Origin of the sequence: Phytobacter massiliensis JC163 (assembly GCF_000321045.1) — a bacterium.
Lineage (GTDB): Bacteria > Pseudomonadota > Gammaproteobacteria > Enterobacterales > Enterobacteriaceae > Phytobacter_A > Phytobacter_A massiliensis.
Window position 1 is genome coordinate 649629 of sequence record NZ_HE578946.1, and the last position, 11512, is coordinate 661140.

At 58.8% G+C, this 11512-nt stretch carries 9 protein-coding genes and 1 pseudogene; 8 read left to right on the forward strand and 2 right to left on the reverse strand.

Features of this window, described 5'->3' with window-relative positions:
- The first annotated feature begins 233 nt into the window (after nt 1–233).
- From ENTHG_RS13525 to uraH, 3 genes and pseudogenes are all read left to right on the forward strand, one after another.
- Entirely contained in the window at nt 234–1616 is a 1383-nt protein-coding gene (locus ENTHG_RS13525; protein ID WP_044180483.1) for a nucleobase:cation symporter-2 family protein, read from the forward strand.
- Nucleotides 1594–2094, forward strand: a complete 501-nt coding sequence (gene uraD, locus ENTHG_RS13530; protein WP_044180485.1) for a 2-oxo-4-hydroxy-4-carboxy-5-ureidoimidazoline decarboxylase — start codon at nt 1594–1596, stop codon at nt 2092–2094. Before ENTHG_RS13525 ends, uraD begins: the two co-directional genes overlap by 23 nt.
- Nucleotides 2091–2412: pseudogene (gene uraH / locus ENTHG_RS13535) on the forward strand (hydroxyisourate hydrolase). Before uraD ends, uraH begins: the two are co-directional and overlap by 4 nt.
- On the opposite strand, the gene guaD reads toward uraH, so the two are convergent.
- Both guaD and ENTHG_RS13545 read right to left on the reverse strand, forming a co-directional pair.
- Complete coding sequence (gene guaD / locus ENTHG_RS13540; protein WP_071825879.1) at nt 2392–3720, reverse strand: guanine deaminase; 1329 nt, start codon at nt 3718–3720, stop codon at nt 2392–2394. The pseudogene uraH and the gene guaD overlap by 21 nt on opposite strands.
- Nucleotides 3721–3806: 86 nt before the next feature.
- The gene (locus ENTHG_RS13545) at nt 3807–5297 is read right to left on the reverse strand and encodes an NCS1 family nucleobase:cation symporter-1 (RefSeq protein WP_044180487.1); all 1491 of its coding nucleotides are present in this window, start codon (nt 5295–5297) and stop codon (nt 3807–3809) included.
- 145 nt (nt 5298–5442) lie between these two features.
- On the opposite strand from ENTHG_RS13545, the gene ENTHG_RS13550 reads away from it, so the two are divergent.
- The 5 genes from ENTHG_RS13550 to ENTHG_RS13570 all read left to right on the forward strand — a co-directional run bounded on the left by ENTHG_RS13550 (nt 5443) and on the right by ENTHG_RS13570 (nt 11502).
- Nucleotides 5443–6159, forward strand: a complete 717-nt coding sequence (locus tag ENTHG_RS13550; protein ID WP_044180488.1) for a GntR family transcriptional regulator — start codon at nt 5443–5445, stop codon at nt 6157–6159.
- Nucleotides 6159–6896, forward strand: coding sequence for an allantoin racemase (gene hpxA / locus ENTHG_RS13555; protein WP_044180489.1), 738 nt, complete (start codon nt 6159–6161; stop codon nt 6894–6896). The genes ENTHG_RS13550 and hpxA overlap by 1 nt, the downstream gene beginning before the upstream one ends.
- A 9-nt stretch (nt 6897–6905) precedes the next feature.
- A complete protein-coding gene (gene puuE, locus ENTHG_RS13560) occupies nt 6906–7838 on the forward strand; it encodes an allantoinase PuuE (RefSeq protein WP_044180491.1) in 933 nt (310 codons plus the stop codon).
- Between the two features lie 643 nt (nt 7839–8481).
- Nucleotides 8482–9669 (forward strand): NAD(P)/FAD-dependent oxidoreductase, encoded by a 1188-nt coding sequence (locus ENTHG_RS13565; protein WP_044180492.1) that lies wholly within the window; start codon nt 8482–8484, stop codon nt 9667–9669.
- A 24-nt stretch (nt 9670–9693) separates the two neighbouring features.
- Nucleotides 9694–11502 (forward strand): aryl-sulfate sulfotransferase, encoded by a 1809-nt coding sequence (locus ENTHG_RS13570; RefSeq protein WP_044180494.1) that lies wholly within the window; start codon nt 9694–9696, stop codon nt 11500–11502.
- Nucleotides 11503–11512: the final 10 nt, after the last annotated feature.

The following is an 11512-nucleotide window of genomic DNA, read 5'->3' on the forward strand; positions in this document are numbered from 1 at the left end:
CTGGAGGTCAGCAATTTGCGTACCAGGTTCGCAACGCCTGTTTTCCGGCCCGTTCACCGTCCGGCTGCGCAGTTATGGTGCAAGGCACCGTGAAACGTGCCTTTTTATGAATCAAAAATTTCCTGAAAAGCAATGAAGAATCTAAAGTTTCACGCCGGGGCGCGGCTTTGCCGACTCTGGCCTGCTTTGTGCATCAGACCCACCACCTTTGCTTACTACGGGATGTCACCGCCATGTCTGATGAAAAGAACAGCTCTTTATTGTACGGTCTGGAGCAGCGTATTCCGCCGCTTCCGGCTTTCTTTAGCGCTCTGCAGCACGTACTGGCGGGGCTGGTCGGCATTATTACGCCGCCGCTGATCATTGGCGCGACGCTGGGGCTGGGGGAGTGGATGCCTTATCTCATCAGCATGTCGCTGCTGGCGTCGGGAATTGGCACCTTTTTGCAGTCTAACCGGGTATGGGGAATCGGCGCGGGGATGATCTGCATGCAGGGCACCAGCTTCGCTTTTCTGGGGGTGGCCATTGCCGGAGGCATGTGGGTCAAAGCGCAGGGGGGCACGCCGCAGGATGTGATGGCGATGCTCTTTGGCGTTAATTTCGTTGCCGCGCTGGTGCCGGTGGTGGTCAGCCGCTTTATCGAACCGTTAAAGCGCATTTTTACGCCGATTATTACCGGCAGCGTGATTGCGCTTATCGGCATCAGCCTGATTAAAGTGAGCGTGCTTAACTGGTGCGGCGGCGAGAAATCGGCCGCGTTCGGCAGCATGAGCAACATCGCCCTCGGCGCGGGTACGCTGGCGGTTATCGTGGTGCTGAGCTGCGCCAAAAACCGCTGGCTGCGCCTCTCGTCGGTGGTGGTGGGTATCGCGGTGGGCTGCATTGCCGCCGCATTCACCGGCCAGTTCCATTTCAGCGGCGTCGGTGAAGCCTGGTTTCGCATCCCGGCGCTGTTCCCGTTTGGCTTTAACTTTAACGGCGCTATTTTCCTGCCCATTGCGCTGGTTTCGCTGGTCTGCATCCTGGAGGCGGTGGGCGACCTTACCGCCAACTGCCTCATCTCCCGGCAGTCGATTGAAGACGGCGCTTTTCGCTCACGGCTGAAAGGCGGGATTCTGGCCGACGGCATCAGTTGTATGGTGGCCGCCATGCTCTGCGCCTTTCCTAATACCACGTTCGCGCAGAACAATGGCGTAATCCAGATGACCGGCGTCGCCAGCCGCTTTGTTGGCCGCTATATCGGGGTGATTCTGATCCTACTGGGGCTGTTTCCGCCGTTTGGCGAGGTGCTGCGGCAGATCCCGTTGCCGGTGCTGGGGGGCGCGACGATGGTGATGTTCGGCTGCGTGGTGGCGGCAGGTATTCGAATCATCACCCAGAACCCGCTTACCCGCCGCGACATGCTGATTGTCGGCCTGGCGTTTGGCTTCGGCATGGGCGTGGAAGCCGTACCGGCCTTTTTGTCCCACTTTCCGCCGCTTATCGGTAACCTGTTTGGCTCGGCGGCCACCTGCGGCGGGCTGGTGGCGATTGTGCTGAACTATATTATTCCGCAAGAACACGAGGCCGTTGTGGTCGTAAAAGGGAGCCGTGATGATCGCGCTGAGTCACTTTAACCTGCTGGCGGAGGACGCCGCCCGCGCGCTGCTGCAACCCTGCGTGGCTATTCCCGCGTGGACGCAGGCGCTGGCGGCCGGGCGCCCTTACGCTGACCTGAGCGCGCTGCATCATGCCGCGCGCGAACTGACGCAAACATGGGGCCGCGCCGAACTGGAACAGGCACTGAGCGCCCATCCACGGATCGGCGAAAAGCCGACGGGCGAGCAGCGCCACGCCGCGCTCTCGCGCCAGGAGCAGGCCTCGGTCAATGCCGATGATGTCGCGCTGGCGCAGGCCCTGAAAGCGGCAAACGCGCGCTATGAGGCGCGCTTTGGCCGGGTCTTTTTGATTCGCGCCAAAGGGCGCAGCGGTGAGGAGATTTTACAGGCGCTGGCGCAGCGGCTGACCCTCAGCGACGCCGAAGAGACGGCCCGGGCGCTGGGGGAGTTACGGGACATCACCTTATTACGACTGGAAGGAACAATCGGACAATGAGCACTCTCAGCACCCATATTCTGGCTATTTCAACAGGCAAACCGGCGCAGGGGGTTAAGGTGATTCTCCTGCGCGGTGAAACGGTTATCGCCGAAGGGAGCACCGATGCCAACGGGCGAATCAGCGCGCTGGCGTCGTTAACGCCGGGGCAATACCGCCTGGTGGCGCAGACCGGGGCGTGGTTTGCCGCACAGGGCATTACGACGATTTTTCCCTGCGCGCAGATTGATTTTACGGTGGCGGAAACGGCAGAGGGGCATTTCCACCTGCCGTTTTTTGATAGCCCCCGGCGGCTGGTCAACCTACCGGGGTAGCTGAGGCGGCCCAGGCGCGCTGCCCGTTTATCCATGTCTCACGGATATTACGCTCGTCGCCTAAGGTCATCAGCACAAACAGCGTCTCATAAACATCCTTACAGCGCTCGACCCGCAGGCGCTGCAACGGCGTCACCGCCGGGTCGATAGCGATAAAATCCGCCTCTTTGCCGACGGCGAAATTGCCAATCTTATCGTCCAGCCGCAGGGCGTGCGCCCCGCCAAGCGTCGCGTGATAAAACGCTTCGCTGGCGCGCAGGCGATAGCTTTGCAACTGCCCCACCTTGTACGCCTCCCCCAGCGTGCGCAGCATGCTGAATGTGGTTCCCGCCCCAACGTCGGTGCCGATCCCCATACGTACCTTATGCCGCCAGCAGGCGGGCAGGCGGAACAGCCCGCTGCCAAGAAACAGATTGGAGGTGGGGCAGAACGCCACCGCAGAGCCGGTATCGTGCAGACACTGCCACTCATCGGCGTGGAGGTGGATCCCGTGGGCGAACACGCTGCGCTCGCCGGTAAGCTGGTAGTGGTGATAGACATCCAGGTAACGCGCATGCTCCGGCCAGAGGTCGTTAACCCACGCTACTTCGTTAGGGTTCTCGCTAAGGTGCGTTTGCAGCCAGGTGTCAGGGAACTCCTCCCGCAGGCGGCGAACCGCATCGAGCAGTTCGGGGGTAGAGGTGGGGGCGAAGCGCGGCGTAATGGCGTAGCCCAGCCGCCCCTGGTGCTGCCAGCGCTGGATAAGCTCGCGGGTTTGCCGGTAGCTCTGTTCGGCGGTTTCGGTGAGGTAGTCCGGCGCATGGCGGTCCATCATCACCTTACCGGCAATCAGTCGCATATCGCGCTTTAAGGCTTCGGTTAGCAGGGCGTTGACCGACTCCGGGTGCAGGGTGCAGAAGACCATCGCGGTGGTAGTGCCGTGGCTCAGCAACTGGTCGATAAAAAACTGCGCGATCTCCGCCGCGTAGGCCGGGTCGGCAAACTGGCTCTCCACCGGGAAGGTATAGGTAGAGAGCCACTCCAGCAGCTGCTCGCCGAACGCGCCGATCATCTCGGTCTGCGGGTAGTGAATGTGGGCATCGACAAAACCTGGCAGCAGAATGTGACCGCGCAGGTCGGTATAGCCTTTTTGCGGGTCAAGATACTGCTCGCCCTCCTGCCAGCTCATGCGCGCGGCGATGCGCCCGTCGCGGATAAACAGCAGCCCGTCATCAAGGTAGCGCGCCTGGCGGGCAATCTCATCGGCACTGTCGCAGACGTCTCTGATATCAAAAAGCGCGCCGCGCACGGCGGCATGGTAGTCAATCATCATTACAACCTTAGTCAGTTCCCTCGGAAAAATAATAAAGCAAAAGCGGTGCCAGTTAACCGCCGCGACGGCGTGTCGCGGCGAGAGGATCACTCTTTTTGCGGCGCAACCTGCGCGGGGAAGCGTGAGGCGGCGACGGCGCGTTCGTCACGGGCCAGCCAGCGGTAGGTGACGCCCCCCAGCAGCACGCCGATAAACCAGCTAAAGTTGGCGACCTCGTGCAGCGCCGGAATAAAGCTGATCACCAGCCCCACGGCGACGGAGGGCACCAGCGCGGCGATGGCTTTCGGGTTAAAGCCGTTGCGATACCAGTATTTCCCTTTCGGCGTGTCGTCAAAGAGATCGTCTACCGACACCTGGCCGCGCTTGATCAGGTAAAAGTCAGCGATCAGGATGCCGAACAGCGGGCCGATAAACGCGCCGAGCACGTCCAGGGTGTAGTGGATAAGCTCCGGCGAGTTGAACAGGTTCCACGGCGTCAGCAGGATCGAGCCGATGGCGGCGATCATCCCCCCGGTACGGAAACTGATTTTCTGCGGCGAACAGTTAGAGAAATCAAAGGCGGGCGAGACGAAGTTGGCGACGATATTAATGCCGATGGTGGCGGTAATCATGGTCAGCAGGCCAATCGCCACCGCCAGGTCGTTGCCCACCCGGCTTACGGTCTCGATAGGGTCGGTGATCATACGGCCAAACAGCGACTGGGTGCCGGAGACAATCACCACGGTCACCAGCGAGAAGAGCAGGAAGTTGAACGGCAGCCCCCAGCGGTTGCCGCGGCGGATTTCGCCCATGCTTTTGCCGTAGCGGGAGAAGTCGCCAAAGTTGAGCAGCGGCCCGGAGAAATAAGAGACCACCAGCGCGGTGGCGGTGATCATCTGCCAGGTCTGCTCTCCGGCGGTCAGGGATTTACTGGCGAGGGTGAAGGAGATCCCGTCGATCCCGGTTTTGTATACAATCCAGCCCGCCAGCGCCAGCATCACCACGTAGACCGCCGGCCCCGCGATATCAATAAAGCGCTTGATGGCGCTCATGCCGTGCCAGAAAACCATCGCCTGCAATACCCACATGATGGCAAAACACAGCCAGCCAAGATGCGACAGGCCAAGCAGCGACCCCTCGGTCAGCGGCGTCAGAGCGGGCCAGAATTTCAGCAGTACCAGCATCAGGGCGTTGGCCGCCAGATAGGTCTGGATACCGTACCAGGCAAAGGCGATAAGCCCGCGGATCACCGCCGGAATATTGGCCCCGAACACGCCGAACGCCTGTCGGCAGATAACCGCGTACGGCACCCCCGCCATCTGGCTGGGCTTCGCCACCAGGTTGGCGCAGAGCTGCACGATACAAATTCCCACCAGCAGGCAGAGCAGCACCTGCCAGCTTGCCAGCCCGAGGGTGAAGAAGCTCGCCGCCACCACATAGCCCCCCATGCTGTGCACGTCGGACATCCAGAAAGAGAAGATGTTGTACCAGCTCCAGTTCTGATCCCGCGTAGGGGCCAGATCGTCATTACAAAGCCGCGGGCTGTAGCCTGCACCGGCGTCAGCGGCATTAAGCGGATGTGTTTCTGTATTTGGCATGAAACCTGCTCCTGTGAATGAAAGCCCGTTGAAAGGGAGTCGACAGGCAGGTGCAGGATTCAGGCCAGAATGGTTGGCTTTGTATCCAATAAATGAATTTTCTGTATACGGAACGATGCGGAAAAGTAAAAAACCGGAGTAGTGAATGGTGAATAAAAAAAGCCCGCAGGCCGCGCCAGCCGTGCAGGATAAGGACGAAAACATCTACCAGGCGCTGATGACGGCGATTGTCGAACATCAGCTTCTGCCGGGGAGCAAATTACCGGAGGAGGCGCTGGCGGAGGTGTTTGGCGTAAGCCGTACCGGCATCCGTAAAGTGCTGCAACGTCTCGCCGCTGTGCAAATGGTCACCTTAACGCCCAAACGTGGTGCACAGGTCGCCAGCCCGACGGTGGAAGAGGCGCAGGCGGTTTTCCGTACCCGTGCCCTGCTGGAGGTGGCTAATCTGCCGGATATTCTTGCCCGCTGCCAGCCGCCGCATCTTGCCGCGCTGGAGGCGCTGATTCGCCAGGAGCAGCAAGCCCACGAGGCAGGCGACGGCCCGGCGGCCATCCGCCACTCCGCCGATTTTCATATTCAGCTACAGGCTATCTCTGCCAACCCGGTACTTACCGCCATGGTGACCCACCTGTGCCAGCGGTCGTCGCTGGTGATTGCCGCCTGGGGCGCGCCGTGGCGGCAGGGGTGTCGCTGCAACGATCATAGCGAGCTGGTCACATTGCTGCGCCAGAAAGCGCTTGCGCCGCTCAGCGCGGCGCTGACGCACCATTTTGAACATATTGTCGCCAGCCTCTGTTTTGAGCGTGCGGGCGTCTGCCTGCCCGATTTCGCCCGGCTGTTTGCGGACTATAAGGAGGCGTAATGGCGGGCATCTGTATACAAGTGATTAACCCCAACACCAGCCAGGGGATGACGCAGACCATAGGCGACGCCGCCCGGGCGGTCGCCGCGCCGGGTACCGATATTCTGGCGGTCTGCCCCACCCAGGGCGTGCCCTCTATTGAAGGCCATTTCGACGAGGCCATCGCCGCGATTGGCGTTCTCGAACAGATTAAAGCCGGGCGGCAGCAGGGGGTGGACGGCCACGTTATCGCCTGTTTTGGCGACCCCGGACTGCTGGCAGCGCGTGAGCTGGCGCAGGGGCCGGTGGTTGGCATTGCCGAGGCCGCCATGCATATGGCGACGCTGGTGGCGACCCGCTTTTCCATCGTCACCACCCTGCCACGCACGCTGATCATCGCCCGCCATCTGTTACGGCAGTACGGGTTTGAGGCCCATTGCGCCGCCCTGCACGCTATCGATTTGCCGGTGCTGGCGCTGGAGGACGGCAGCGGCCTGGCGCAGGAGAGAGTGCGCGCCCGCTGCATTCAGGCGCTGAAAGAGGATGGCAGCGGGGCGATTGTGCTGGGCTGCGGCGGTATGGCGACGCTGGCGCAGGAGCTGACCCACGAGCTGCAGGTGCCGGTGATCGACGGCGTCAGCGCGGCGGTAAAGATGGTGGAGTCGCTGGTGGCGCTGGGCCTTGGCACCAGCAAACGGGGCGACCTGGCCTTCCCGGAAGCCAAAGCGCTGAGCGGTCAATTTCACAACTTAATGTAAGGAAGAGAGATGAGCTATTTTGACGACAACTATCCGCGCGACCTGCGCGGCTATGCCGGTAAGCCGCCCCATGCGCAGTGGCCGCAGCAGGCGCGCATCGCGGTACAGTTCGTGCTGAACTATGAAGAAGGGGCGGAAAACCACGTCCTGCACGGCGACGCCGGATCGGAGCAGTTTCTCTCCGACATCATCGGCGCGGCCAGCTACCCGGATCGGCATATGTCGATGGATTCGCTGTATGAATACGGCAGCCGCGCCGGGTTCTGGCGCATTCATCAGGAGTTTGTTAAGCGCGGGCTGCCGCTGACGGTGTTCGGCGTGGCGATGGCGCTGGCCCGCCAGCCGGAGATTGTCGCGGCGATTAAAGCGGCGAATTACGATGTGGTGAGCCACGGCTGGCGCTGGATCCACTATCAGAATATGGATAGCGAGCAGGAGCGCGCGCACCTGCACAAGGCGGTGCAGGTGTTAACCGATCTGTTTGGTAAAGCGCCGACCGGCTGGTATACCGGCCGCGACAGCCCCAATACCCGCCAGCTGGTGGTGGAGCACGGCGGCTTTGACTATGACAGCGACTATTACGGCGACGATCTGCCGTTCTGGAGCCGCGTCACCTGTAGTGACGGCAGCGAAAAGCCGCACCTGATCATTCCCTATACCCTGGACGCCAACGACATGCGCTTCGCCACCGCCCAGGGCTTTAACACCGCCGAGCAGTTTTACACCTACCTGAAAGACAGCTTTGATGTGCTGTACGCGGAAGGAGAGACAACGCCGAAGATGATGTCGGTTGGCATGCACTGCCGCCTGCTGGGGCGGCCAGGTCGCTTTCGCGCTCTGCAGCGTTTCCTCGATTATATTGGTCAGCATGACCGGGTGTGGGTCTGCACCCGCCAGCAGATAGCCGACCACTGGCGGCAGGTTCACCCGTACCCGGCCTGATTTAGCGCTCTGCTTTCCCGGATGCGGCTACGCCTTATCCGGGCTACGATAAGGTAGCCCGGATAAGCGCAGCGCATCCAGGGCGGCGGTGGCGCTAATTTTAAACTTTGCGTGCTTTTCTCCGCTAATGTCGCTGGCCTTATAAGTCATTATTTATGATAGATCAGCCCTAAATATTATTTTAATAAATGATAACGAGGTTTATATTTCAGGTGAGGCGTGATTAATTATTGTGCAAAGAAAAATAATGTGACTGGTATCGCGTATATCGATTTTTTTAATATAAATTTATGGTAACGATAATAGGTAATTTATATTTTTCTTCTCCTTAAGGTCGGATAAATTGATTATGTTTAAGGCGGTTGTTAAGAGACGTGCCATTTTATCCTTATATTAAGGAATCCTGTTACAGGAGAACACTACAATACGCTAATTACCCTGCTTTATTTCTCCGGTAGCGCATTATCTGCTATTTTGTCGTTTCTCCGCCATTATCCATGGGGTGAGTGAATGCTATCCCCGGCTGTCCACGCCCGTCCGTTTTACTGCCTTGTCTTTTTCACTGCCTGCGGCTGACGTTTAACGCGGGACACCTCCCTTTTTTGTAGCGCAGGGCAGAACGATTAAACGTTAAGGAAAACAAATGACTGATATCTACGACACACTGATTATTGGCGCCGGGCCGGGTGGGTTAAGTACGGCTGTTTATGCGGGGCGTGCCGGGCTGAAAACACTGTTACTAGAAAAAGGCCACGCCGGCGGGCGGATTAATGATACGGCGGAGATTCACAACTACCCCGGCGTGCCCGCTGAGAGTGGCGAGGGGCTAATGCAGCGGTTTAAGCAGCATGTGGAAAACTTCCCCTCGGTGGAATTTTTACGGGCCACCGTCAGCGACATTCGCCGCAGCGGCGATCTCTTTGAAGTGGTCACCCGGCGGCGCGGCAGTGTCTTAAGCCACAGCCTGGTGCTGGCGAGCGGCACCCGGCCCCGCGGTTCCGGTATTCCCGCAGAACATGAGTTTGCCGGACGCGGCGTGGCCTACTGCGCCACCTGCGATGGCGAGTTCTATCGTGATAAAGCCATCCATGTGCTTGGTGCTGGCGATCAGGCAATAGAGGAAGCCGACTGGTTAACCCGCTATGCCCGCAAGGTGACGGTGATCGTCATTCATGAAGAGGGGCATCTCGACTGCAACAGGCTGGCGGCGGAAAAAGCCATGCGTAATCCGCGCATCGAGTTTATCTGGAACAGTACGCTGCACGATATTCAGGGCGGGGAGCGCGTCGAGCGTCTTGAGCTACAAAACGTGCTGACCGGCGAACTGGCGACCATTCCCACAGACGGGATTTTTATGTTTATTGGCATGGTGCCGCAAGCCGATTTCATTCCCGACTGGATAAAACGCGACAGCCACGGCTATCTCATCACCAACGTCCGCTGTGAAACCAGCTGTCCTGGGGTCTATGCGGTGGGCGATTTACGTAATACGCCGTTGCGCCAGGTGGTGACAGCCGCTGCCGACGGCGCTATCGCCGCGACAGGGGTGGAACACTACCTGCAGGAAAAAGCGGATATCGCAACCCTGCTCTCAGCCGATTCCGGCGCAATGACGGTGCTGTTCTGGGACCCGTACAGCAGCGCGCAACAGGCTCAATTGCCCGCCATTGAACAGGCGCTACAGGCGCAAAGCCAGGTACGACGCATTGATGTTACCCGGCACGATCTGCTGTTTCGTCAGCTTGAACTTAGCGCTACCCCCGCGCTCGCCCGTTACCAAAACGGCACGTTACTGGAGTGCAAAACGATCCCGCTCAATACGCAGGCGTAAATCAATTCATTAAGGAGTTATATCATGGGACAACCGCTTGTTTTTCCACATGGTGTTACCCGTTACGATCCACAAAAATGCTACAACGGATACACCCTTGTGCCGCTGATTAATGACGGCATCCTGCTGTTTGATATGAACGGCAATGAAGTGCGCCGTTGGAAGATGCAGGGCTTCCCGCCGAAGCTGCTGCCCGGTGGTTACGTCATGGGGCAGTCGGGCTTTCGGCACCCGGATTATGGGATGCAGGATGGCGTCAACCTCCAGCAGATCGACTATGACGGCAATGTCGTCTGGCGTTTCAATAAATTCGAAGAAATTAACGATCCGGGCCGTGACCACGGCTGGATGGCGCGTAGTCACCACGACTATCAGCGGGAAGGTAACCCGGTGGGGTACTATGTACCGGGAATGGCGGCGAAAGCGCTCGAAGGCAACACGCTGATTCTGGCGCACCGCACGATTCATAATCCGAAAATTTCCGACAAGAAACTGCTTGATGACGTGATGTATGAGGTGGACTGGCAGGGCAATATCCTGTGGCAATGGTGCGCCAGCGACCACTTTGACGAACTGGGTTTTGATGAAGCGGCGAAAAACGTGCTGTTCCGCGATCCCAATATGCGCTCATCCGACGGCGGCACCGGCGACTATCTGCACATCAACAGCATGAGCTATCTCGGGCCTAACAAATGGCACGATGGCGGCGATATGCGCTTTAAACCCGACAACATCATTTTCGACTGCCGCGAAGCCAATATTCTGGCCATTCTTGATAAAGAGAGCGGCAACATCGTCTGGCGCATTGGGCCGGATTTCAATGCGACCCCTGAGCTGAAAAAGTTGGGCTGGATTATAGGCCAGCACCACTTCCATATGATCCCGCGCGGCCTGCCAGGGGAAGGGAACGTGCTGGTGTTTGATAACGGCGGCTGGGGCGGCTACGGGGTGCCAAACCCTTCGTCAAAACATGGTGCGAAGAATGCGCTGCGTGACTACAGCCGGGTGATTGAATTTGACCCGACCACCCTTAAGGTTATCTGGCAGGTGACACCGAAAGACCTTGGCCACACCATGCCCACCGACGCCAGCAAATTTTACAGCCCCTATGTCAGCAGCGCCCAGCGTTTGCCGAACGGAAATACGCTTATCGATGAAGGTTCAGATGGCCGCGTCATCGAAGTGACCCCGGAAAAAGAGATCGTCTGGGAGTGGATCTCGCCGTACTACACCCATAACGAAACCGGGCCAAAAACCAATATGATCTATCGCGCTTACCGCTACCCCTACGATTACGTTCCCCAGGAGCCGAAGCCGCAGGAGACAGCGATAGCGCCCGTCGACAACACCACCTATCGCCTGCCCGGCGCGGGTAAGCTCGGGGCAAAAGTGGTGATCGACGTCGAGGGCACGCTACCTTATTACAATGATGTCGCTCTGTGTGTCGCCACCGATGATGAGGAAGATCTGGCAGCACGGGAGAAAGTGTTTAGCGTCGACACCGCGTTATTCCAGCCGGTGACAACCACACTCTTTGCCACCCCAACTGAGGCCTGCGATAAACCGACGCTGGTGCTGTTCGGTGCTGAACGCTGCGTCCACTGTAAAGCGCTGCATCCGGTGCTGGAAGAGGCGCTGGCCAGCGAATTTAAAGACTGCTTTAGCGTTCGCTTTGTCGATATCGATACCCACGAAGCGTTGAAAACGCAGTATCACATTACGGGGATTCCTGTGGTGGCGGTCTTTAGGGACGGCAAAGAGCGGGGACGCTTTAGCGGCGAAAGAGACTACGACGATATTTGTGATTTTCTTGAATCCTTTGTGAAGAGATAAAGAGAGGCGG